Annotated in this window: 20 protein-coding genes; 13 read left to right on the forward strand and 7 right to left on the reverse strand. The window is 61.3% G+C overall.

Annotation, left to right across the window (positions count from 1 at the left end; genetic code table 11):
* Positions 1-12: 12 nt before the first annotated feature.
* The 3 genes from SPHINGO391_RS07350 to SPHINGO391_RS07360 all read right to left on the reverse strand — a co-directional run bounded on the left by SPHINGO391_RS07350 (position 13) and on the right by SPHINGO391_RS07360 (position 5,525).
* Positions 13-3,510, reverse strand: a complete 3,498-nt coding sequence (locus SPHINGO391_RS07350) for an AAA family ATPase (RefSeq protein ID WP_152008211.1) — start codon at positions 3,508-3,510, stop codon at positions 13-15.
* Entirely contained in the window at positions 3,510-4,847 is a 1,338-nt protein-coding gene (locus SPHINGO391_RS07355; RefSeq protein WP_152008212.1) for a DNA repair exonuclease, read from the reverse strand. The genes SPHINGO391_RS07350 and SPHINGO391_RS07355 overlap by 1 nt, the downstream gene beginning before the upstream one ends.
* 108 nt (positions 4,848-4,955) lie before the next feature.
* Positions 4,956-5,525, reverse strand: a complete 570-nt coding sequence (locus SPHINGO391_RS07360) for a transglutaminase-like cysteine peptidase (protein ID WP_193217222.1) — start codon at positions 5,523-5,525, stop codon at positions 4,956-4,958.
* Positions 5,526-5,862: 337 nt separating this feature from the next.
* On the opposite strand from SPHINGO391_RS07360, the gene urtA reads away from it, so the two are divergent.
* The 5 genes from urtA to urtE all read left to right on the forward strand — a co-directional run bounded on the left by urtA (position 5,863) and on the right by urtE (position 11,780).
* Positions 5,863-7,155, forward strand: a complete 1,293-nt coding sequence (gene urtA, locus SPHINGO391_RS07365; RefSeq protein ID WP_152008214.1) for an urea ABC transporter substrate-binding protein — start codon at positions 5,863-5,865, stop codon at positions 7,153-7,155.
* A 63-nt stretch (positions 7,156-7,218) separates the two neighbouring features.
* A complete protein-coding gene (gene urtB / locus SPHINGO391_RS07370) occupies positions 7,219-9,168 on the forward strand; it encodes an urea ABC transporter permease subunit UrtB (protein ID WP_152008215.1) in 1,950 nt (649 codons plus the stop codon).
* A gap of 3 nt (positions 9,169-9,171) precedes the next feature.
* Complete coding sequence (gene urtC, locus SPHINGO391_RS07375; protein WP_152008216.1) at positions 9,172-10,344, forward strand: urea ABC transporter permease subunit UrtC; 1,173 nt, start codon at positions 9,172-9,174, stop codon at positions 10,342-10,344.
* Positions 10,341-11,081 carry an urea ABC transporter ATP-binding protein UrtD gene (gene urtD / locus SPHINGO391_RS07380; RefSeq protein ID WP_152008217.1) on the forward strand — a complete coding sequence of 247 codons (741 nt, stop codon included), beginning with the start codon at positions 10,341-10,343 and terminating at the stop codon, positions 11,079-11,081. The genes urtC and urtD overlap by 4 nt, the downstream gene beginning before the upstream one ends.
* A 3-nt stretch (positions 11,082-11,084) precedes the next feature.
* On the forward strand, positions 11,085-11,780 hold the full coding sequence (urtE, locus tag SPHINGO391_RS07385; RefSeq protein WP_152008218.1) for an urea ABC transporter ATP-binding subunit UrtE: 696 nt from the start codon (positions 11,085-11,087) through the stop codon (positions 11,778-11,780).
* Positions 11,781-12,053: 273 nt separating this feature from the next.
* Here the strand turns inward: urtE and SPHINGO391_RS07390 are convergent, their stop codons facing one another.
* Positions 12,054-13,178 carry a YeeE/YedE family protein gene (locus SPHINGO391_RS07390; RefSeq protein ID WP_152008219.1) on the reverse strand — a complete coding sequence of 375 codons (1,125 nt, stop codon included), beginning with the start codon at positions 13,176-13,178 and terminating at the stop codon, positions 12,054-12,056.
* A gap of 104 nt (positions 13,179-13,282) precedes the next feature.
* Between SPHINGO391_RS07390 and SPHINGO391_RS07395 the strand changes: the two genes are divergently transcribed.
* On the forward strand, positions 13,283-14,209 hold the full coding sequence (locus tag SPHINGO391_RS07395) for an MBL fold metallo-hydrolase (protein WP_152008220.1): 927 nt from the start codon (positions 13,283-13,285) through the stop codon (positions 14,207-14,209).
* Here SPHINGO391_RS07395 and SPHINGO391_RS07400 read toward each other — a convergent pair.
* The 3 genes from SPHINGO391_RS07400 to SPHINGO391_RS07410 form a co-directional block, all read right to left on the reverse strand.
* Positions 14,206-15,291 carry a YeeE/YedE family protein gene (locus tag SPHINGO391_RS07400; protein ID WP_152008221.1) on the reverse strand — a complete coding sequence of 362 codons (1,086 nt, stop codon included), beginning with the start codon at positions 15,289-15,291 and terminating at the stop codon, positions 14,206-14,208. The genes SPHINGO391_RS07395 and SPHINGO391_RS07400 overlap by 4 nt on opposite strands.
* 91 nt (positions 15,292-15,382) lie before the next feature.
* Entirely contained in the window at positions 15,383-15,733 is a 351-nt protein-coding gene (locus SPHINGO391_RS07405; RefSeq protein ID WP_152008222.1) for a metalloregulator ArsR/SmtB family transcription factor, read from the reverse strand.
* Complete coding sequence (locus SPHINGO391_RS07410; protein ID WP_152008223.1) at positions 15,730-16,080, reverse strand: transcriptional regulator; 351 nt, start codon at positions 16,078-16,080, stop codon at positions 15,730-15,732. The genes SPHINGO391_RS07405 and SPHINGO391_RS07410 overlap by 4 nt, the downstream gene beginning before the upstream one ends.
* Before the next feature lie 235 nt (positions 16,081-16,315).
* Here SPHINGO391_RS07410 and SPHINGO391_RS07415 point away from each other — a divergent pair, with 235 nt between their 5' ends.
* The 7 genes from SPHINGO391_RS07415 (at position 16,316) to soxB (ending at position 21,911) form a co-directional block, all read left to right on the forward strand.
* Entirely contained in the window at positions 16,316-17,050 is a 735-nt protein-coding gene (locus SPHINGO391_RS07415; protein WP_152008224.1) for a cytochrome c biogenesis protein CcdA, read from the forward strand.
* Positions 17,051-17,060: 10 nt separating this feature from the next.
* Positions 17,061-17,648: a thioredoxin family protein gene (locus SPHINGO391_RS07420; protein ID WP_152008225.1), complete on the forward strand. Its 588-nt coding sequence runs from the start codon at positions 17,061-17,063 to the stop codon at positions 17,646-17,648.
* A gap of 137 nt (positions 17,649-17,785) precedes the next feature.
* Entirely contained in the window at positions 17,786-18,238 is a 453-nt protein-coding gene (soxX, locus tag SPHINGO391_RS07425) for a sulfur oxidation c-type cytochrome SoxX (RefSeq protein ID WP_152008226.1), read from the forward strand.
* Positions 18,239-18,263: 25 nt separating this feature from the next.
* Positions 18,264-18,719 carry a thiosulfate oxidation carrier protein SoxY gene (gene soxY, locus SPHINGO391_RS07430; RefSeq protein ID WP_152008227.1) on the forward strand — a complete coding sequence of 152 codons (456 nt, stop codon included), beginning with the start codon at positions 18,264-18,266 and terminating at the stop codon, positions 18,717-18,719.
* 21 nt (positions 18,720-18,740) lie between these two features.
* A complete protein-coding gene (soxZ, locus tag SPHINGO391_RS07435) occupies positions 18,741-19,064 on the forward strand; it encodes a thiosulfate oxidation carrier complex protein SoxZ (RefSeq protein ID WP_152008228.1) in 324 nt (107 codons plus the stop codon).
* 66 nt (positions 19,065-19,130) lie between these two features.
* Complete coding sequence (gene soxA, locus SPHINGO391_RS07440; protein WP_152008229.1) at positions 19,131-19,979, forward strand: sulfur oxidation c-type cytochrome SoxA; 849 nt, start codon at positions 19,131-19,133, stop codon at positions 19,977-19,979.
* Between the two features lie 231 nt (positions 19,980-20,210).
* The gene (soxB, locus tag SPHINGO391_RS07445; protein WP_152008230.1) at positions 20,211-21,911 is read left to right on the forward strand and encodes a thiosulfohydrolase SoxB; all 1,701 of its coding nucleotides are present in this window, start codon (positions 20,211-20,213) and stop codon (positions 21,909-21,911) included.
* The last annotated feature ends 1 nt before the right edge of the window (position 21,912 follow it).

The raw sequence follows: 21,912 nt of genomic DNA on the forward strand, positions 1-21,912 counted from the left end.
AAAAGCCCTAAATCAGGCGGTCAGTTCGTGAATGGTCACGTCCGGGCAGACGGCTCTGGCGATGTCGCAGAGATGGCGGTGGTGGGTGAGATAGATCACCTGGCCGACATTGGCCATGCCTGCAAACAGGCGGAAGGTTTCCTCGGCACGGAAATCGTCGAAGGTCTCCATGATGTCGTCGGCTATGAACGGCACCGTGTCGCGCGTTGCGGCAAACTCGTGGAAGCCTGCGACGCGAAGCGCCAGGTAGAGCTGGAAGCGGGCGCCCTTGGACATTTCTGCCGCCTGTTTCGAGGTGCCGTCATTCTGGATGGCGATCAGCAGTTCGCGCCCCTTGTCGCGCCCATGGTCTGGCTGGGAGGCAAGGCCGGTGTAGCGGCCACGGCTGATGGTGCGGATGGCGTCAGAGGCGCGCTGCATCATCGAGGAGCTGTGACGCTCGCGGTAGAGCGTCAATGCCTGCTCCATGGCGATGACGCCGGCGGAGAGCCTGAGATAGCGCTCGGCGCCCTCGGCGATGGAAAGCAGGATGGTCTTGCGGCTCTGCTCGATCCGGGCAACCGCGTCGTCGCCGCCGACAGCATCAAGCGCATCCGAGGCGCGGGTGCGGGCGGCGAACAGGTGCTGGATTTCGGCGTCGAGCGTTTCAAGCGAGGCTTCAAGCTCCTGCCGTTCCGCGTTCAACTCGTCGGCATCGGCTGCACTCAACCGGGAGCGGGCTTCCTCAAGCGAGCCGACGCCGAGCGTCTCGCAGATCTCGGCGGCAATCTGGCTGACCCGCTGGCCAAGCTGCTTGCGTTCGAGAGCCTGATCGATCCTGAGTGCCGCATCGGGCAATGTATCTGTGCCGAGTGCATCGAGCATCTGCGTCTTCCTGGCGGCATGGGCGGCGCGGGTTTCATCATGCTGGCGCTGCCGGGCCAAAGCCTCCTCGAACTGTCGTGTCAGATCATCATTGCGGGCACCGGCCTTCTCAGCCATTGCCAGCCGGTCCGCCAACTGCCGGGCGATGGTGCCGGCCGGGGTGTCCCGGGTGTCGGAGCCGGCCTCGGATGCTGTTGCGTGAAGCGCTGCGGTGTAGTCGGCCTGATCGCGCTGCATCTTGGCGATGCGGTCGGAAAGTCCGTCGCGTTCATGGATCGCGGTTGCGAGTTCTGCAAGCAGTGGCAGAGCCTCGCGAACCACCGCGGCGGTTGGCGCCTGCGGTCCTTTGCCGAGCCAGCAACCGTCACAGGCCTGCTTCCATGCCAGCATCCAGGCATCGGCTTCCGCTTTGGCGTTCTCGACATCGCGCTGCCGGCGGGTGAGCAGGCGCTCCTGTTCGGCCAATGCCTGGCGGTAGCCGTCGAGCCTGGATTCGCGGTTGAGCAGATGCTGGGCACGGTTTTGCAGGTTTTCGAGACTGTCGCCGGTGGTTGCTTCGGGGTCGAGCGGTGAAAGCAACCGCTGCAAACGGGAGGCGGCGGCCTGCCGGTCCTCCTCAACGGCTTGCAACTCGCCAAGCCGGGCGCGCAGTGCCTCGTCGGCGTCGAGCACCTGCTCGCGGCGGGCCAGCCAGTCCGCGATGGCTTCGGGCGTCATGCCGGCCGGCAGTGTGGGCGACAGCTGGCCGAGTGCGGTGGCGATCCGTTCTCGCAGCTCGGCGATTGCCTGTTTCAGCGCGGATCTGGCGGTTCCGGCACTCTCGAGCGCGGCCTTTGTGATCTCCGCTTGCACCGAGATTTCATTGAGCTTGGCGACATCGGCCTGGTGCATGGCACGTTTGTCGGCGGCGCCGTCATAGGCCTTCATGGCGGCTTCGAAGCCTGTTGCAGTCTCGGGGTCGAGCCTTGCCTTGTGCGTTTTCCAGGCGTCGTCGCGGGTCGTGCGCAGCGCTTCGGTCTCCGCCTCCGAGAGCAGCGCGCCGGAACGGCTGAGAGCGCCGGCTTCCGCCTCTAATCGCTTGAGCGACTGGTCGAGCCGGGCACGGTCCTCATCGGTCGAGAGGCTTTTGCGCTCAAGGTCCTCGATCCCGGCTTTCCAGCCTCGTATCGTTTCCGCGGAGGGTGGCAGCATGGCGCGCAACTCGCCGATGTCCCCTTTCCAGGGTGCCAGAGTTTCGACCAGGGCCTCGTAATTGTCGCGCGCTGCGGCGACGGTGCGGCTCGCTGTCCGGCAAAGCAGGTCATGATTATCGTTGCGCAGGACGGTGAGCGCTTCGGCGAGTTCGGCCAGCCGGACCTGGCGTTGTTGGGGAGCCCCTTGCTCAAGCGCGCCGCCCGCGGCACGCAGTTGAGCCAAGGCTTCGTCGTGGTTGACGGTCGCGTCGGCATGTTCCTTGCGGGCTGAGGTTGTGTGGACGTCGAGGCTTGCGCGGGCATCAATAAGTTCGCGGAGCGTGGCGGTTCTGGCTGTGTCCAGCAGCAGATCTTCGGCTGATGATGCCGATGCCTGCCCGAGCCGGGCCAGGATCTGCTCGATGCGCCCGTCGATTCGGGACAGCGCCGCGCGCCGCTCCGGCAGATCCTCGCCGGCCGTTTCATGGCGGGTGCGCAGCCGCTCGAGTTCGCTCATCCGGTCCCGAAGTGACAGGATCTGCACGTCAATGTCGAGGGCATCGCGTTCGGAGCCCAGGCGCTCGATTTCGGCTTCGAGTGCAGCGCCTGCCGCCTGCAGGGCTGCCTCCTGTTGTCCAAGGTCGCTGACCTGCTGGCGCCATTCCGGTGCAACCTCGGGCAGGTCGGAGAGGGGGGCAAGCTGGTCCTGAAGCCTTTCGAGCTCTGCCAGGCGGGGCCGGGCCGCGAGAAGCCGGTCGATTGCCGCAAGCCGGATCCTGAGCCGTTTTCGCTGATCGCCTGCCTCGTCATGCCGCGAGCCTGCCTCTTCGAGGTCTTTGCCCAACTGGGCAAACCTGCTGGCCTGGGTGTCGATCCGCTCGCGCTCGGCCTTGAGTCCTGCGAGTTCGGCCTTGAGTTCGCCAAGCATACGTTTCTGGGCGCGGGGCTTGTAGAAATCCTCGGTCTCGGTACGGATTCCCGAAAGCCGTTGGGAGAGGTCGCCGAGCCCGGCGCTTGCGGAAAACAGCAATTCTCCAAGGTCCCCGCGGCTTGCCAGAATGCTTTCGCCACCCTGTTCAAGGCTTTCGTCGTCCAGCGAAAACATGGTCTGGTAGCTGTCGCGGTCGAGCCCGCCAAGACCGGCCAGCAGTGCGCCATCGGAGACAGGTTGGTCACGGTTGTCGAGCAGGCTGTTCTGCTGCCGCTTGATACGGGCAAATTCCTGGGTCTTTCCATCGATCTCCACGCAGGCGCCAATGCGCATGTTGGGGTAGGGATGGAGAAAATTGTAGCTGCTTTGCGCGCCAATCCCGAACAGCAGGTCGAGCCAGGCGCTGAACAGGGTCGACTTTCCTGCCTCGTTCGGGCCGTAGACGATGTGCAGGTCGCAACCGCCTTTGGCGGCCGATCCGAAATCGATCCCGTGATCGGTGAACTTGCCGTAGCGGGTGAGGTCGAGGCGATTGAGGCGCATCAGGCGGTCTCGCTGCCGGCGGTGTGGCCGGGCTGCAGCCGGGCCAGCACGTCATCGGCGCCCTGGCGGGCAAGCTCCATGCGCCGCGCTTTGGTCTCGGCCTCATCAGTGCCGAACAGATCCCGGAGATCGGTCGGCAGCTGCGCCTGCAAGGTGTCGGCCACGCTTGCCAACGCGGTCTCATAGGCGTCGGAGCACAGGATGTCGTTTTCGATCAGTGCCCGGAGTTCGTTAAGCGGGTCTGCGGCAGATGCCTGTGGAGTAACGGGCGGGGTGCAGGCTATGTCGAGCTTCTCGATCCAGGTGTTGCCGATCTGCTCGGCCCGTTCCTCAGCCTCTGCCAGAAGCAAATCAGAATCGCGGCGCATGCGCCAGGCGAGCGGAGTTTCCCCCGAAAGGGCAAGCCGAACCACCAGATGCGGAGCGGTCGAAGCGGAGCGGACCGGCTTCAGCGTCTCGGCAAGTACGTGTGCGAGGTCGCTCCATTCGCTCAGACCGGACGCATCAATGGTAACGCGGGCAAATTCGGCGAGAGCGGTTGGTTTCTCTTCAAGGCTCACCTGCCCGTCTTCGGCGATTGACACCAGTGTAACCGATTTGGGTCCGTCCTCGTTGATGTCCCGGCCCTGCGGCATGCCGGGCATGACGATGGCGGCCGAGTCGGTAACAACCGAGCGCTTGTGAATGTGTCCCAGTGCCCAGTAGTCATACCCGGTTGCCTCCAGTTCGGCGGGACTGCAGGGCGCATAGGGATCATGCCCGGGGGCGCCGCCAAGGCTTGTGTGCATGATGCCGATATTGATGGCATCCGGGTGCGCCCGGCCATATTTTGGCAGCAGGCTTTCGGGCGCCGTCGGGTTGGCGAAGCTCAGGCCATGGATCACGACCGGCTTTTCGCCCTGTTCGCGTTCGATGACAACATGCTCGCCGCGCCCGCTGAACAGCTTGACGAGGTCCGGCAGCACCAGTTCGCGGGAAATGCGCGACAGCGCGTCGTGATTGCCGCGGATGATGAAGGTGCGAATACCCGCTGTCGCCAGGCGGTTGAGCTCGCTTGCCAGAAAGCGGGCGGTTTTCATGGAGGTCTGGTCGCCGTCGTAGAGATCGCCGGCAATGATCAATGCGTCGACGCGTTCGCCGACGCACAGGTCGACGATATCGCTGAAAACCTGCCGCGTGGCGCCGCCAATCAGATCAGCAAGGTCCCGATTGCGCAGCGCCAGGGATTTCAGCGGCGAATCAAGATGGATGTCGGCAGTGTGAATGAAGCGGAAGCCGGCGATTGAATTGTCCTCCGGTTTTTCCGGATTTGTGTTGATCGGGTCAGGCCGAGCCATAGCACAGGCTATCGGTATGACGGCAAGCGGTTGGACGGCAAAAGGGCCGTCTTTTCAAACGGCCCTGAGGGTATCAGCAAAACTTGGCAGTCTGCAGCCGGATGCGTGTCAGGGCGCGCGGCCGGTCTTGCCGGTTACCTGAAGCCATTTGCCGCCATGATCTGGCGCCTGGATCTTGCGGAAGCTCATTCGCGCGGATTGCACCGGCATAACCTCGTCGACAAGATTGTCGAGGACATAATCGCCATCGCGGGTTCTGACCACCAGCACGGTGTGCGCCTCGCTGCCATTGTATCCCATCGTCAACAGAAGTTGGGAAGGCTTGAAGCCGCTACGCAACAGCTTTGCGCGTTTGGCGAGGGCAAAATCCTCGCAGTCGCCCGATCGCGCATTGGCGGTCCAGAATTCCTTGCGACCGAAAGCGGTCTGGTCGGCTGCTGCCTTTATCGAGCGGTTGACCGCCCGATTGACGCCGTTGAGGAGGTTCTTTCGGGCGGGCGGCAATGCGGCATCGGCCGAACGTCCGCGGCAATCGAAAGCATTGCGTGTACAGTACTCCACGTGCCCGTAAGGCCGGGTGGTCTGTTTGCCCGTCTTGAGCCAGGTAGAAGCCACCGCCGGAGACAGAAATGTGAACAAGGCAGCCAGAGCCGCGAGCATGAAAAGAGGTACGCTCATGGTTTGCATAGGTCTCCTTGTCTTGTGTTGCTCAAGAGGCCGAGCGCCTCATCTGGGCAGATAAGAAGCGAAAAACGACGATTACGCAAGTCTTGCCGGCGGAACTGTTTTCCGGAGGGCTTCCTTCTCCGGTATCCCGCGCCTGATGGCTGCGACAAGAATGTATAAAAAATGGACGTCGCCTAAATTGTAGGCAAAAATGTGCGCCTTTTTGAACATTCGTTTTCCACCATCCTGGCCTGGCGGATTAAGAAACCGTTAAAATCCGGCTTTCCTCGCAACTGGCAAGGGGCTTGCATTGATCACCCTCGTGGACACGAACAGCACGGAGGCTGACATGAAATTTACCACGAAATTGCGTATCGCAGGGGCGGCGGCATTTATTACAACAGGAATCCTGACCCAAACGGCATATGCGCAGGAGGAAACGATCAAGGTCGGCGTGCTGCACTCGCTGTCGGGCACGATGGCGATCTCGGAGACCACGCTCAAGGACACCATGCTGATGCTGATTGAACAGCAGAATGCAAAGGGTGGTCTGCTGGGCAAGCAGCTTGAGGCCGTCGTGGTCGATCCGGCATCCGACTGGCCGCTGTTTGCGGAAAAGGCCCGCGAACTCATGACGGTTCAGAATGTCGATGTCATGTTCGGCTGCTGGACGTCGGTCAGCCGCAAGTCGGTTCTGCCGGTGATCGAGGAGCTGAACGGGCTTCTGTTCTACCCGGTCCAGTACGAGGGTGAAGAATCATCCAAGAACGTCTTCTACACGGGTGCAGCGCCCAACCAGCAGGCCATTCCTGCAACCGACTATTTCCTTGAAGAGCTCGGGGTCGAGAAATTCGCACTGCTGGGCACCGACTATGTCTATCCGCGCACAACCAACAAGATCCTTGAGCAGTACCTCAAGGACAAGGGCATCGCGGAAGCGGACATTTTCGTCAACTATACGCCCTTCGGTCATTCCGACTGGTCCAAGATCGTTGCCGACGTGGTTGCGCTCGGTGCAGACGGCAAGAAGGTCGGCGTGATCTCCACCATCAATGGCGACGCCAATATCGGCTTCTACAAGGAGCTTGCCGCCGCGGGCATTTCCGCCGACGACATTCCGGTCGTGGCTTTCTCGGTGGGTGAGGAAGAGCTGTCGGGTCTCGACACCACCAACCTCGTCGGTCATCTTGCTGCCTGGAACTACTTCCAGTCCGCCGATGCTCCGGTGAATGCCGAATTCATCAAGGAATGGAAGGCCTTCGCCGGCGAAGAGCGGGTTACCAATGACCCGATGGAAGCCCACTATATCGGCTTCAACATGTGGGTGAATGCGGTCGAGGCCGCCGGCACCACCGATGTCGATGCCGTGCGCACCGCCATGTATGGCCAGAAGTTTCCGAACCTGACCGGCAGTGAAGCCGAAATGCTGCCCAACCATCACCTGACCAAGCCGGTGCTCATCGGCGAAATCCAGGAGGACGGCCAGTTCGATATCGTCAGCCAGACCGAGCCGGTTCCCGGCGACGCCTGGACCGACTTCCTGCCCGAATCCGCCGTGCTGGAATCGGACTGGAAGGAACTCGCCTGCGGCATGTACAACACCGAGACCAAGACCTGCGTGCAGCTCAATTCCAACTATTGATCTTCACCAAGGGAAGGGGGCTTTGCGCCCCCTTCCACCTTCCCAATTGGTCATTGTTCTCCCATGCTTCGCATCATCCTTGTTATTTTTGCCGCTCTGACTGCGTTTGCGCCCGCCAAAGCGCAGGACGCGGATCTCAACGCGCTGCTCGAGACTTACCGGGCCAATATCGAAAAGCCTTCGCGCACCACCATCGGACCGGTGCTTGAAGACCTGGTCGACAGCCAGTTGCCCGCCGTGCCGGTGTTCCTGGAGAAATGGCGGGAGAAGGAGGTGTGGCAGCGCGAAAGCGATGGGCGGTTCTTCTTTGTCGAGGATGCCGCCGACGGCAAGGTGATGCTGATCGATGTCGACAGCGGCGCGGAGGCCGGGCTTGCCGACAAGAACGATCTCGACAACCTCAAGCCCAACAGTGGCGTCCGTGGCGTGATAGCCGGAGCCTTGGTGCAGTTCCAGCTTTCGGACCCTGATCCGGAACGGCGGCTGCAGGCGCTGACAGCGCTGGAGCGCGATCCCGAAGCCTCGCATCTGAGCATTCTCAGGGGGGCAATCGAGTCTGAATCCGATCCGGCCATCAAGGCGCGGAAGGAGCGGCTGCAGCGGCTCTTGACCATCCAGTTCGGCAGTGACCAGGCAAACAGGGTGGCTGCTATCGAGAGTTTTGCCGGAGACCCCGGCGTCGATGCGCGCGCGGCGCTCAATCCGCTGCTCGCGACCAGAGTGGAAGTGTTCGATGCGGTGCCCGAGGACCTCAACGTCGCCAGGCTGTTGACGCCGGGCAGCGACATCGATCCCCAGTCGGCCTACCAAATGCTGGTCGATGCCGGCAAGGCGCGGCCTGTGGTTCCGATGGCCGACCGCAAGCAGGCGCTGATCGACAATATCGAGAATGGCATGGTTGCCGGTACTCCGGTCGCCGAGCTGGTGACGCAGGCCGCACGCGACCGGGCCTATCTGGCGCTTGCGGCCGACGGAAGCGTGCCGCCACTGGTCACCCCGGACGAACAGCGTTCTGCAGTCGCCAATCACGTGTTTGCCGAGATCTACGCCGAAAAAGACCCGGTGCTGACCACGGCCGCGCGGGAAACGCTCGCCAACATCAGCGGTACGGTCGGTTTCTACCAGTTCGTCGATCTGGCGCTTGACGGGCTGTCGCTGGCGTCGATCTACTTCCTGGCCGCGATCGGGCTTGCCATCACCTTTGGCGTCATGGGTGTGATCAACATGGCGCATGGCGAGTTCATTATGATCGGCGCCTATACCGGCTATGTCGTGCAGCAGTTCATCCCGAACTACACCGTGTCGATCATCGTGGCGCTGCCGCTGGCCTTCACGGTTGCCTTCCTGGCGGGGGTGGCACTGGAACGGCTGGTGATCCGCTATCTGGCGCACAGGCCGCTCGAAACGCTGCTTGCGACGTTCGGCATTTCCATTGCGCTCCAGCAGATCGCCAAGAACATTTTCGGCACACAGGCGCGTCCGCTCACATCGCCGTCCTGGCTCGATGGCGCCTGGGTGCTCAATGACGTGGTGTCGATCAGCTACATCAGGATCGCGATCTTCGTTCTCGCTCTCGCCTTTCTGGGTCTGCTGCTGTTCATTCTCAACCGCACACGGCTCGGGCTTGAGGTCCGGGCGGTGACGCAGAACCCGCGCATGGCCTCGTCGATGGGCATCAATCCCGACCGGATCAACATGCTGACTTTCGGCCTCGGCTCCGGCATCGCCGGTATCGCAGGCGTCGCCATCGGGTTGTTTGCGAAGGTCACGTCGGAACTCGGCTCCGGTTACATCGTGCAAAGCTTCATGACCGTGGTGGTCGGCGGGGTCGGCAACATCTGGGGGACGCTTGCGGGCGCCGGGATGATCGGCTCGCTGCAGAAGGTGATCGAGTTCTTCAATCCGTCCAACACACTCGCCGCGCAGACCTACATGATCATCTTCATCATCATCTTCATCCAGTTCAGACCCAAGGGCATCATCGCGCTCAAGGGCCGTGCGGCGGGGGATTAAATCATGGAACGCTCCCTTCTTGCCCGGCAACCCTCGGTGCTCATCTTCATCGGCCTTCTGGCGGTGTTCACCATCGTGATCACCATTCTTTCGGAAGGTTTCGGGCTCGGCATCGTCTCAACCAGCTTCATCAAGATCCTCGGCAAGACATTGTGCCTGTGCCTGATCGCCATCGCCATGGATCTGGTCTGGGGCTATTGCGGGATCCTGTCGCTTGGCCATTTCGCGTTCTTCGGCCTCGGCGGCTACATGATCGGCATGTGGCTGATGTACGAGCGGACCAAGGATATCGTCATCGCCTCGCTGTCGAGCGGGGAACTGCCGGCAACGCCCGAAGAAATCCGCGAAGGTATCGGCACCCAGATCTTCGGTGTCGTCGGCGGTGCCGAGATTCCGATGGTCTGGTACTTTGCCGACAGCCTGTTCGCGCAGCTGGCGCTGGTGGTGCTGGTGCCTGGATTGCTTGCACTGGTGTTCGGCTGGCTGGCGTTCCGCAGCCGTGTGACCGGGGTGTATCTGTCGATCCTGACCCAGGCGATGACCCTGGCGCTGTCACTCTATCTGTTCCAGAACGACTCGGGCCTCAGAGGCAACAACGGCCTTTCAGGATTGCAGAACATTCCCGGCCTGTCCGAAGTGCCGCAATCGGTGGTCTCCGTCTGGTTTTTCCTTGCTTCGGCCTTTGCCCTGGGCCTTGGCTATCTGGTGGCTGCATGGGTGGTCTCGGGCAAGTTCGGCAATGTGATCCGGGCGATCCGCGACGACGAAGCGCGCATCCGTTTCATGGGATATCCGGTGGAGGCCTACAAGCTGGTGGTGTTCACGCTGACCGCGGTGATCGCGGCGATTGCCGGGGCGCTTTACTATCCGCAGGCGGGAATCATCAATCCGGCCGAGATCGCGCCGATTGCCTCGATTTACCTTGCGGTCTGGGTGGCAATCGGCGGCCGGGGGCGGCTTTACGGCGCGGTCATCGGCGCGGCGCTGGTGTCGCTTCTGTCGTCCTGGTTCACCGGCGGGCAGGCGCCGAGCATCCCGCTGGGCTTCTACACCGTCAACTGGGTCGACTGGTGGCAGGTGCTGCTGGGCCTGGGCTTCGTGCTGGTCACGCTGTTCGCGCCGAAGGGCATTGGCGGGTTATTTGACAAGCTGGTCAGGAAGGATGCCGCATCGTGAGCGCGCTTCTGGAAGTAACATCGATCTCGGTTTCGTTCGACGGGTTCAAGGCGATCAACAACCTGTCGTTCGAAATCGGCGGGCAGGAGTTGCGCGCCATCATCGGGCCGAACGGGGCGGGCAAGACCACCTTCATGGACATCGTCACCGGCAAGACAAGGCCGGACGAGGGCCGGGTGCGGTTCGGCGAACCACAGCTCGATCTGCTCAGGCTGTCTGAAAGTCAGATCGCGCGGGCAGGGGTCGGACGGAAGTTCCAACGCCCAACGGTGTTCGAGGCGCAGAGCGTGCGCGACAATCTGATGATGGCGCTGAGCAATGACCGGCTGCCGTTCTCGGTGCTGCGCTACAAGGCTTCGAAGGAAGACGCGGCGCGGGTGGCGGCGCTTGCCGGGGAGATCGGGCTGTCGGGCGAACTCGACCGCACCGCAGGCGAACTCTCGCACGGGCAGAAGCAATGGCTCGAGATCGGCATGCTTCTGGCGCAGGATCCGAAGCTGCTGCTGGTCGACGAGCCGGCTGCAGGGATGACGCTTGGCGAACGCGAACACACCACCGACCTGTTGCGCCGGGCGGCCGAAACCCGCGCGGTCGTCGTGGTCGAGCATGACATGGAGTTTGTCCGCCGGCTCGATTGCAAGGTCACGGTGCTGCACGAAGGGTCGGTTCTGGCAGAAGGGTCGCTTGATCATGTGACCGGCAATTCCGAGGTCATTGATGTCTATCTGGGGCGCTAGAGAATGTTGAATGTTGAAAACCTGACCCTGCATTACGGCCAGTCCCAGATCCTCAAGGGGATTTCGCTGAAGGCCGATGTCGGGCAGGTCACCTGCGTGATGGGCACCAACGGGGTCGGCAAGACCAGCCTGCTCAAGGCGATTTCCGGCGTGCATCACCGCTCCGGTGGCGCCTATTCGCTGGCGGGCGAGACGATCGGAAAGCTTCCGGCCTACCAACTGGCCGCGAAGGGTGTTGGTTATGTGCCGCAGGGCCGCGATATCTTTCCCCTGTTGACGGTCACCGAGAACCTGGAGACCGGGTTTGCCTGCCTGCCGCGCCCGGAACGAAAAATTCCGGATCACATCTACGAGCTGTTCCCGGTGCTCAAGGACATGCGCAACCGCCGTGGCGGCGACCTGTCGGGCGGCCAGCAGCAGCAGCTTTCGATCGCCCGGGCGTTGATCACCCGGCCAAAACTGCTTCTGCTCGATGAGCCAACCGAGGGCATTCAGCCCAACATCATCCAGCAGATCGGGCGGGTGATCGCACTTTTGAGGGATCAGGGCGAGATGGCGATCGTGCTGGTCGAGCAGTATTTCGAGTTTGCCTACGGCCTTGCCGACCGGTTCTGCGTGATCGAGCGCGGAGAAGTGAAAATGGCTGGCGACCGCGAAAGCCTGAGCAAGCAAACACTGCGGGCGGCGGTTTCGGTCTGAGCCCAGGCAGCGGCCGGACTGCCCGGAATTTGGGCGGGAGCCGCATTTTCCGTGCTGCTCTTGCTCATTGCAAGTGCAACGATTTCAACACGTTCAGTCTGAAACGGCGGAGAGCCTCAATCTCGAGGGTGTTCTGAAATTGGCACGGTTCATGCATCTGACAAGCCAGATCCAGAGGGGATCATAACGACGCTCGAAAAGAGCGCTTTGAAGGCCGTCAGGCAGCAAGCCGCTCATCCCGGATGTACGGATAGCGCTTCGCCTGGCGGTCTTTCAGATTCCGGGCTGAAGCTCGCTGCCCCGGGTGTCGGGGCTGGCAGGCAAGGTCTGCGGCGGAACAATCCGGCCCGCCATCTTGCGGTCGACGACCCAGTCGGTGACAGCTGCCGCGATCCAGATCGCAAAAAGGGTCACCCAGGCGGTTAGCGCAAAGATGCTCGCCCCGGTCACGCCGGCGCCGACGGCGCAGCCGCCTGCCAGCATGCCGCCAAAGCCCATCAGGGCCGCGCCGGCCAGATAGCGTCGCATCGAGCCGCCACCCTCAAAGCCCTGCAGTTCGAGTTCACCGGTCACCCAGGCGGCCAGGAAAGCGCCGATGAAGACCCCCGGAACCAGGCCGACGTCGAAGTCGATCATCGAGCCCGGAGACGAGAGGAACAGCATCAGCGTGTCGGCGGACGGTCCGGTGAAACTGAGCGATTCGAGCTGAACCGGCTCGAAGGCTATCGAGGTCATCGCATTGGTGAACCACCAGGCAAGCGGAATGCAGGCGCCGACCGCAAAGGACGCGGCGGTTTTCCAGATCCCGACCTTGCGCCACAACGCCAGAAACAAGCTTGCAGCAAGGCCGGCCAGAACGAGGCCGAGAGCGGTCTGTTCGGACACGGAGGAAAGCACCAGCAGATCGTTTGATCCGATCGACAGGGTGGTCAACGGTGTTGCAAGAGCTTCGCGAAGCGGTGAGAGAAAGCCGTGCAGGCTGGCCTGGGCGACGACGGCGAAGACCAGGCCTGAAAGCAGGGCGCGCAAATTGCCGGTCGCCGAAAGTACCAAAAGCCGGGACGAGCATCCGCGCGCCAGCACCATGCCGGTGCCGAACATGAGGCCGCCGATGGCTGCGCCCGAAAGGCTTTGCGGCGAGGCCAGTTGCCGTGCTTCGGTGGCGGTAAAGAGGTCGAATGCGCTGAGCAACATGGTTCCGGCGATGGCCGTGGAGAAGACGATCAGCCAGATGGCGACCTTGCCGCCAACGTGTCCGCGCGAGAATTCAATTGCCGCAGCGCGCAGGCAGAACCGGCTCTGTTGCGCAAAAGCGCCAAAAATCGCGCCGATCACTGCGCCGCCGATCAGAAGTGCAAGATTGTCGCCGAAATGGTCAGCCAGAAACTCAAGGTTCATGGTATCACCCCCATGAGGCCAAGAACACCTTATTGCGGTCCAGGGCATTGACCTGGGTCAAGACAAAGGCAAATATTCATATAAATCTATATGGGAGAAAGATCATGGCACCGTTCATTCAGACACGCCGCACATTCCTGCACTCCGGCATGGCTGCGGCCGCGACGCTGGCCTCGCCGGCCTGGCTCAAGGGCGCAAATGCATTTGAAATCGGAGATGCGGTGCTGACCAGCGTCAGTGACGGCAACCTTGTGCTGCCGCTGAGCTTTTCCTATCCGGATGCGCCGCAGGACGAACTCGTTGCACTGCTTGAAAAGAACGGCCAGCCGACCGATTCACTGACGCCCGACTGCAATGTTCCGATCCTGAAAACGACTGACCGGCTGATCATGTTCGATGTCGGCTCGGGTTCCAACTTCATGCCATCGGCTGGCAAGCTGCTCGACAATATGGCCGAGGCGGGGTTCGACCCGGCGGATGTGACAGATATCGTCTTCACCCATGGCCATCCCGATCACCTCTGGGGGCTGATCGATGATTTCGATGAAATCGTCTACCCGAATGCCAGTTTCCACATGGGGCGGGCAGAGTGGGAGTTCTGGAGCGACCCGGGCACGGTCGACGCCATGCCTGAAGAGCGCAAGACCTTCGCGGTCGGGGCGCAGAACCGGCTGGCCGTTCTCGCCGACATGATCAACCTGTTCGAGCCCGGCGCGGAAGTCGTGCCCGGGGTTGAGGCGGTCGACACGTCCGGCCACACGCCCGGCCACATGTCCTACATGGTGCATGGCGGCAGCAGTCCGGTGTTGATCGCCGGCGACGCGATCACGCATTTCGCGGTGTCATTCGCGCATCCGGGCTGGCCCAGTGGGTCAGACCAGGATGCGGAGAAGGGTGTCGCCACCCGGCTCAAGCTGCTCGACCGGCTGGCTGCGGACAAGGCGATGCTGACTGCCTATCACCTGCCCAAACCGGGCGAGGGCAGGGTTGAACGGGATGGTTCGGCCTACCGGTTCGTCGCTTCCGCCTAGACCTTGGGGGCACGCCAGTCGGCGATAAAGCTGAACGGCGTGCCTTCGACCAGCATGCCCAGCCCCATGCGTGCGCCTGCGGCAATCGAGATCATGACGATGGGGGCGGAGATCGCCATCACCGAGAAGGCGCTGACGCCCTGGCCGATGGTGCAGCCCAGCGCAAAGACGCCGCCGGTTCCCATCAGGAAGGCTCCGAGCAGGTGACGGCTGAGTTCGCGCGCATCGTCGCAGGCTTCCCAGCGCATGTCGTCGGAACGGAAAGCCGACAACGCGGCACCAAGGAAAACGCCGACGACGAGGCCGACGCCGTAGTCGGGGAGTTCGCCGGTGACGGTTATGATCTGCAGAATGGTTTCACCGACCGGCATGACGAAGGAACCTGCCTCGACCTGGACCGGGAAGTAGGCCTGGGCCGCGAAGTTGCTGGTAATCACCCAGCCTGCCGCGATGCACAACCCGATGATGACACCGGCGCTCAGCCGGCTCCGATCGGCGCGGAAACTGGCGGATCTGAAAACCCAGTAGAAGCCGAAGGCGCCGATCACCAAGGCGAGCGGAAGGCTGGTTTCCAACCCGGTCGCGTGTGACAGCAAGGCGCCAAGCGATTGTCCACCAAAGCCTGTCAGGTCAATCGAGATGGGATCAAGCAGGTTTGCGCGGATGTGGGCGGTAACGCCGCGCTGGGCGGCAAGGGCAGCCAGTCCGAGCCCGGTCAGTACGACCAGCGCGCGAAGATTGCCGCCGCCGAGCCGTACCAGCGCTCCGAAGCCGCAGGTGCCGACCAGCGCCATGCCGACGCCAAACATCAGTCCGCCGATGATCGCGCCGGCGATCGGCAGGGGTTCGGTCAGGTAGAACGAGGTATCTATGGAGGCGATGCCCGCGGCGCTCAACAGCTGGGTTGCAACCAGTGCGGTCATGGCGGCGAGAACCCAGGCGCGCAATGGGCCATCGTCGTTAGCGTACCAGTGGCGCTCCAGCGCTGCCATGGTGCAGAAGTGGCTCCGCCTCGCGGCATAACCGATGATCGCGCCGACCAGACAGCCTGACAGCGAAAGCAGCCATCCTGAATCGATCATGATGGTTTTCTCCTCCATTTGAGGGCCGTCCCACAGGCCCTGAAGCAAAGCTTATGCAGTGACCGGTGCGGGCGCAAGCGATGCTTGGGTGTCAACCGTCGCGCTCATCAGCATCACACAGCAGTTCGTAAAGCGAGGTCACGACCGCCGAGATGCCGGGGTCGGTGATCGAGTAATGGATGATACGGCCTTCGCGGCGGGTGCTGACCAGGTGATCAAGCCGCAACCGCGCCAGTTGTTGCGAGACCGCCGCTTGCGGCAGCGCCAGCAAGTGCTCCAGTTCGGAGACGGTTTTTTCATTCTCCGACAGAAGCCACAGGATCAGCAGCCGGGTTTCATGGGACAGTGCCTTGAGAATGTCGCTGGCCTTGCGGGCCTGGCCGGCAAGAAGGGCGATGTTCTGCCCGTTGAAATTCTGGCCTGCCGACTGTTCGGGTGTCATTGCTCCAGCTTCGCCAGCATTTCATCGACAAGCGCCCAGAAGAACTGATCGCCGGGATAGCCGCGCAACCTTGCGATCTCCCGGCCGTCCTCGACCAGAACAAAGGTCGGGGTAAATCGCTCGATCGGGATGCCCGCGAGATCCTCGGGAAGGGGCTGGTGAATGTCGACATGGCGCAGCGGCGCGCGCTGTCCCTGCTCGGTCTTTGGCCAGGCGGGCGCAATCTCCTCGTTGAAGCGCTGGCACCAGGCGCAGCCGGCTTGCTCGAACATGATCATTTCGGCGGCCATGACCGGGGTCGAGAGAGCCAGGCCGAGGGCCAGTGCAGCGGCATAGACAGTGCTCATGAGGCCGGTCCGATCTTTTGAAAATAGTGATTGCAATATATAGGCAATTTTGCATATCTTGCAATCGCATTCTGGTTTGCCCCCGGTTTGCGGGAGGCGCGATGGGGCAGGATAACAATGTGTTTGCTTCGTGCAATTGATATGGCAGGAGCAGACCCCGCATGCACCAGGTTCATGTAATTGTTTGGTTCCGGCGGGTCAGATCCGGCAGTCGGCGCCAGGGGGAGGGTTTCTGATGATCGATGTCGGGTACGGCGCCGCGTTTCTGGCGGGGTTGTTGTCGTTCTTCTCGCCCTGCGTGCTGCCGATCGTGCCGCCGTATCTGGCCTACCTGGCCGGCATGAGCTTCAATGAGGTCAAGAATGCGGATGCAGACAACGTGGCCTCGCGCCGGATCGCGCTGGCCTCCGTAGCCTTTGTTCTGGGTTTCAGCACCGTTTTCGTATCTCTTGGCGCGACCGCCAGCGTCATCGGTCAATCCGTCGCCCGCTATTTCGATATCCTTGCGGTTGTCGCTGGCGTTCTCATCTTGTTGATGGGACTGCATTTTCTCGGGGTGTTCCGCTTTGCGCTGCTCTACCGGGAAGCCCGGGTTCAGGTCGAGCGCAAGCCCGCGGGCATGGTTGGCGCCTATGTCATGGGGCTGGCTTTTGCCTTCGGCTGGACACCCTGCGTCGGACCGATCCTTGCGGCGATCCTGTTCATGGCCGCGGCCAAGGAGAGTGCGGGGCAGGGGGCGCTTCTGCTCGGGCTCTACGCACTCGGAATCGGCATCCCGTTTGTCATCGCAGGGTTTTTCGCGAGCCGTTTCATCCGGTTTTCGACCCGAATCAAGAAACATATGGCTGTCATCGAAAAAGCCATGGGCCTACTTCTGGTGATCACCGGTATCCTGTTCATGACCGGTCAGATGTCACGGATCGCACAATGGCTGCTTGAGATGTTCCCGGCATTCGCTACGATTGGATAGGAGACACATGATGATCAGACGCGTGATAATTGCAGCTGTTGCCCTTGTAGCCGTTTCCGTCCAGGCCTGGTCGGCGGAGATCGGCGAGGATGGTCTGCACAAGCAGGACTGGTTTGCCCTGACATTCCGGGACGTGGCCGAAGACATCGAGGCCGCGAAGGACGAGGGCAAGCGGCTGGTTATGGTCTTCGAACAGCGCGGCTGCATCTATTGCGCCAAGATGCACGAGGATCTGTTGTCAGACCCTGAAGTCTCGGATTTCATCAAGGCGAACTTCAAGGTCGTGCAATACAACATGTTTGGCGATGAGGAAGTCACCGATCTCGACGGCGACGTGCTGACAGAGAAGACCGCGGCACGTAAATGGGGCTATGTGTTCACGCCGACGCTGGTGTTCCTGCCGGAGGAGGCGCCGGAAGGGATGACCGTCGCCGAAGCTGCGGTTGCGACCATGCCGGGCGCCTTCGGAAAGTGGACATTTCTCAATATGTTCAAATGGGTAGCCGAGAAAGGCTACGACAGTGACGAGCATTTTCAGAAATACCATGCCCGGATCATTAACGAATTGCGGGCACAGGGTCGGCTTGAGGCGGAGTAATCCCCGCAAGTCATACATTCAAGAAATCATATTTTTGCATTGATTGTGCGGCAAAGTATGGGTATCTTGGAATCGGAGCGGATCCGGACGTAATGTGTCCGGGCAATTGGAGGAGGGAGCGCCAGATGACAAGGCGAATGAAAATCACACTGGGGGCGATAGCGGCAGTTGCGCTGTCGACTGCAGCCATTGCGAGCGAGGTTTCGCCCGAGACGGTGGAGTTCACCGATGACGGCGTGGCGGTATCGCTGACCGGTGTGGCCGGCGACCCGGTTGCCGGTGCGGAGGCCTTCAAGAACCGCCGTCTCGGCAATTGCCTGGCCTGCCATGCGAATGCCGATATGGCGGGTGAGTTGTTTCACGGCAATGTCGGGCCCGAGCTTGATGGTGTGGCAGATCGCTGGGAAGAGCCGATGCTGAGGGCCATCGTGGTCAATTCGAAGCACGTCTTCACCGACGAGACCGTCATGCCCGGCTTCTATTCGCTGGATGCCGGGAAAGATGTGGCCAAAGATTTCGTCGGCAAGACGATCCTGACCGCGCAGCAGGTTGAGGATGTTGTCGCCTATCTCGGTACACTCAAGGAATAAACCGGAGCAAAGGAGCTCGAACCCAATGCAACTGACAAGACGAAATGTCTTAGGACTGACAGCCGGTGCGGCTGCTTTCGCAATGGCCGGCGGACGGTTTTCGCCGGCTCTGGCATCCGCTGAAGATGCTGAAAAGATGGTCATGGACTTCACCGGTGGTGTTACCCCCGGCGAAGGCAAGGTCTCGCTGAACACGCCGGAAATTGCCGAGAACGGCAATACCGTGCCGGTTTCGGTCACTGTCGAAAGCGCCATGGAAGGCGACGATCTGGTGGAATCGGTCATCATCTTTGCCGATGGAAACCCGAACCCGGCCGTCGCCACGTTCCACTTTACCGAAATGAGCGGTGAAGCACTCGCAACGACCCGTATCCGACTTGCCAAGACCCAGAACGTCATCGCTGTTGCGAAGATGAAAGACGGTTCGGTCTTCATGGACAAGAAGGAAGTCAAGGTAACCATCGGCGGCTGCGGCGGCTGAGCCAGGACAGGATTTACGAAAATGGCATCAAAACCACGCATCAAGGTGCCCAAGTCGGCTTCGGCCGGTGAGGTGATCACCATCAAGACCCTGATCAGCCACGAGATGGAATCAGGCCAGCGCAAGGACAAGGATGGCAACCCCATCCCGCGCCAGATCATCAACAAGTTCACCTGCACCTTCGAAGGGCAACTGGTGTTCGAATGCGATCTGGATCCGGCAGTTTCCGCCAACCCTTATTTCGAGTTCAACGCCAAGGTGCCCACCAGCGGGACATTCAAGTTCACCTGGCTCGATGATGACGGGTCGGTCTACGAGGCCGAGGCGCCGATCGAAGTCAAGTAACTTTGGGAGGGATCCCGGGCGGGGGAGGTTCCTGCAACGGGAAGTCCCGGGAGGACGGAGAACGTTATGAAAAGACTTTTGATAGCCGGCGTCGTGTTGGCAGCCACATTCGCGGGGGCTGGTCCGGTTTTGGCCGATCCAGTGGACGATACACTCGAGATCGATGGCACGCCAATCATCACGCGGACAGCTGCGCCCGAGGGGCATCCCTTCGATGAACTGTATTCGGGCTGGCTTTTCCGTGAGAGCGAAACCCGCGACTTGTCGCGTGATTCGTTCGAGAACCCTGGCATGATCGCTGTCGAAGATGGCGAGGCGCTGTGGAATACGGTCATGGGCACTGAAGGCAAGTCCTGCGCGACCTGTCATGAAGATGCTGCTGTGAGCATGAAGGGTGTTGGCGCGAAGTTTCCGAAATGGGATGCCGATTCGCAAAAACCGATCAATGTCGAGCTGCAGATCAACAAGTGCCTGACCGAGCAGATGGGCGCTGAAGCGCTGCCCTTCAACAAGGGCGGCCAGCAGGAACTGACCGCCTACATCAAGCATCAGTCGCTTGGCATGCCGGTGGAGATGGACCTTTCTCAGGGCGACATGCAGAGCTGGTGGGAAAAGGGCAAGGACGTCTACTACACCCGTACAGGCCAGTTGAACCTCGCCTGCGCCAGCTGCCACGAAACAGCAATGGGCAAGATGATCCGCGCTGACCATCTGAGCCAGGGTCAGGTCAACGGGTTCCCGACCTATCGTCTGAAGAGTGGTCTGACATCGCTTCATCAGCGGTTCCGCGGCTGTATCCGCGATACCCGCGCCGAGCAGCCCAAGGCATTCTCGGACGATTTGATGGCGCTTGAAACCTACGTGACATGGCGCGGTACCGGCCTTTCGGTCGAAACCCCGTCGGTCCGCCAGTAGGCCTTGAATTTGCTGGAGGCGTTTCGGCGCCTCCAGCCCCTGACAGAAGTGCCCCTCGGGGCCTGCAGTGCCAGCAGATTTGCTGCTGGAGCAATACGCGATCACCGTTCTTCAGATCGACACGACTTGAAGAGTTTTGCGTTAACGGATTGAAAATAAAAGAAAATACGGATTCTGGCATTTGCTGGAGCGAGGTCGTTTGTCCGTTTTTCACCCCAAATGGAGAATGGGATGCATACCAGGCGAGATTTTCTGCAATATGCCCTGAATGCCGGTTTCGTGCTCGGCGCCGCCGGGCTGGGGGCGAACCCCACGCGCGCGCTGGCGCAGCAGAAGCTGACGCAGGACGACCTGCTCAAGTTCGATTCCAAGGGGCAGGTGACGCTGCTGCATTTTACCGACTGCCATGCGCAGCTCAAGCCGGTCTACTTCCGGCCGCCGGACACCAATATCGGGGTTGGCGCCTATGCCGGCGTTCCGCCTCACCTGGTGGCGCAGGAATTCCTCGATTACTTCAACATCGAGCGAGGCAGCCCTTACGCCTACGCGCACACAATGGTCGACTATGTCGATCTGGCGCGGACCTATGGCAAGCTCGGCGGTCTTGACCGCACGGCGACGCTGGTCAAGGCGATCCGTGCCGATCGCGGTGACGACAAGGTTCTGTTCCTTGACGGCGGCGACACCTGGCAGGGCTCCTACACGTCGCTGAAGACCAACGGCATGGACATGGTCGAGTGCATGAAGCTGCTCAAGCCCGACGCCATGACCGGGCACTGGGAATTCACCTTCGGCGAAGACCGCTTCCTGGAACTGATCGAAGCCATGGGCTACCCGTTCCTGGCGTCGAACATCTTTGACGCCGAGTGGGACGAGCCGGCGTTCGAGCCGACTGCCTATTTCGAGCGGGGCGGGGTCAAGGTCGCCGTCATCGGCCAGGCCATGCCCTACACGCCGATTGCCAACCCAAGCTGGATGTTCCCGAAATGGTCTTTCGGCATCCGTCCCGAAGTGCTGCAGGAAAATGTCGACGCCGCCCGCGCCGAAGGCGCCGAGGTGGTTGTCATGCTTTCGCACAACGGCTTTGATGTCGACCGCAAGATCGCATCGACGGTCAGCGGGCTGGACGTGATCGTCACCGGCCACACCCATGATGCGACACCCTTTGCGCTTGAGGTCGACGGCACGCTTCTGATGTCTTCGGGATCGCACGGCAAGTATCTCGGCCGCATCGATCTCGAGGTGAAGGATGGCAAGGTGGCGGGCTACAGCTCCAATCTCATCCCGGTCTTCTCGGATGTCATCACGCCGGATCCTGAGATGGCAGCCAAGATCGACGAGGTGCGCGCACCCTACGAGGCCGAAACGCAACGCGTGATCGGGCGGACCGACAGCCTGCTTTACCGGCGCGGCAATTTCAACGGAACCTGGGATGACCTGATCTGTCAGGGCATCATGGAAGAACGCGACACGCAGATTGCGCTGTCGCCCGGTTTCCGCTGGGGCACGACACTGCTGCCGGGCTCCGACATCACCATTGACGATCTCTATAGTGAAACCTCGATGAGCTACCCTTCCGTCTATCGGTTGGAGTTCACCGGAGCGCAGATCAAGGACATCATGGAAGATGTCTGTGACAACCTGTTCAACAAGGACCCGTTCCTGCAGCAGGGTGGCGACATGGTCCGGGTTGGCGGGTTCAGCTACGCCTGTGCGCCGGAAGCGGAAATGGGTGACCGGATTTCGGAGATGCGGCTGACAGGCAGCGGCGAGCTGATTGAAGCGGACAAGACTTATGTGGTCGGTGGCTGGGCGTCGGTCAATGAAGGGGTCGAAGGTCCTGCGATCTACGACCTCATGGAAGACTACATCACCAAGAAATCGGTGGTTTCGCTGGATCCGGAGGCTGCGGCCGTCCGGGTGATCCGGTGAT

The sequence above is a fragment of the Hoeflea sp. EC-HK425 genome, assembly GCF_902498795.1.
Taxonomy (GTDB): Bacteria; Pseudomonadota; Alphaproteobacteria; order Rhizobiales; family Rhizobiaceae; genus Hoeflea; species Hoeflea alexandrii.

What these genes read in the sequence shown, in the direction of transcription:
- SPHINGO391_RS07355 (WP_152008212.1), bottom strand. Translation starts at nt 4,847, where the DNA reads ATGGCTCGGCCTGACCCGATCAACACAAATCCGGAAAAACCGGAGGAC.
- SPHINGO391_RS07350 (WP_152008211.1), bottom strand. Translation starts at nt 3,510, where the DNA reads ATGCGCCTCAATCGCCTCGACCTCACCCGCTACGGCAAGTTCACCGAT.
- SPHINGO391_RS07395 (WP_152008220.1), top strand. Translation starts at nt 13,283, where the DNA reads ATGGCACCGTTCATTCAGACACGCCGCACATTCCTGCACTCCGGCATG.
- soxX (WP_152008226.1), top strand. Translation starts at nt 17,786, where the DNA reads ATGAAAATCACACTGGGGGCGATAGCGGCAGTTGCGCTGTCGACTGCA.
- soxY (WP_152008227.1), top strand. Translation starts at nt 18,264, where the DNA reads ATGCAACTGACAAGACGAAATGTCTTAGGACTGACAGCCGGTGCGGCT.
- urtC (WP_152008216.1), top strand. Translation starts at nt 9,172, where the DNA reads ATGGAACGCTCCCTTCTTGCCCGGCAACCCTCGGTGCTCATCTTCATC.
- SPHINGO391_RS07415 (WP_152008224.1), top strand. Translation starts at nt 16,316, where the DNA reads ATGATCGATGTCGGGTACGGCGCCGCGTTTCTGGCGGGGTTGTTGTCG.
- SPHINGO391_RS07405 (WP_152008222.1), bottom strand. Translation starts at nt 15,733, where the DNA reads ATGACACCCGAACAGTCGGCAGGCCAGAATTTCAACGGGCAGAACATC.
- SPHINGO391_RS07360 (WP_193217222.1), bottom strand. Translation starts at nt 5,525, where the DNA reads ATGAGCGTACCTCTTTTCATGCTCGCGGCTCTGGCTGCCTTGTTCACA.
- soxZ (WP_152008228.1), top strand. Translation starts at nt 18,741, where the DNA reads ATGGCATCAAAACCACGCATCAAGGTGCCCAAGTCGGCTTCGGCCGGT.
- SPHINGO391_RS07410 (WP_152008223.1), bottom strand. Translation starts at nt 16,080, where the DNA reads ATGAGCACTGTCTATGCCGCTGCACTGGCCCTCGGCCTGGCTCTCTCG.
- SPHINGO391_RS07400 (WP_152008221.1), bottom strand. Translation starts at nt 15,291, where the DNA reads ATGATCGATTCAGGATGGCTGCTTTCGCTGTCAGGCTGTCTGGTCGGC.
- urtE (WP_152008218.1), top strand. Translation starts at nt 11,085, where the DNA reads ATGTTGAATGTTGAAAACCTGACCCTGCATTACGGCCAGTCCCAGATC.
- urtB (WP_152008215.1), top strand. Translation starts at nt 7,219, where the DNA reads ATGCTTCGCATCATCCTTGTTATTTTTGCCGCTCTGACTGCGTTTGCG.
- SPHINGO391_RS07420 (WP_152008225.1), top strand. Translation starts at nt 17,061, where the DNA reads ATGATCAGACGCGTGATAATTGCAGCTGTTGCCCTTGTAGCCGTTTCC.
- soxB (WP_152008230.1), top strand. Translation starts at nt 20,211, where the DNA reads ATGCATACCAGGCGAGATTTTCTGCAATATGCCCTGAATGCCGGTTTC.
- SPHINGO391_RS07390 (WP_152008219.1), bottom strand. Translation starts at nt 13,178, where the DNA reads ATGAACCTTGAGTTTCTGGCTGACCATTTCGGCGACAATCTTGCACTT.
- soxA (WP_152008229.1), top strand. Translation starts at nt 19,131, where the DNA reads ATGAAAAGACTTTTGATAGCCGGCGTCGTGTTGGCAGCCACATTCGCG.
- urtA (WP_152008214.1), top strand. Translation starts at nt 5,863, where the DNA reads ATGAAATTTACCACGAAATTGCGTATCGCAGGGGCGGCGGCATTTATT.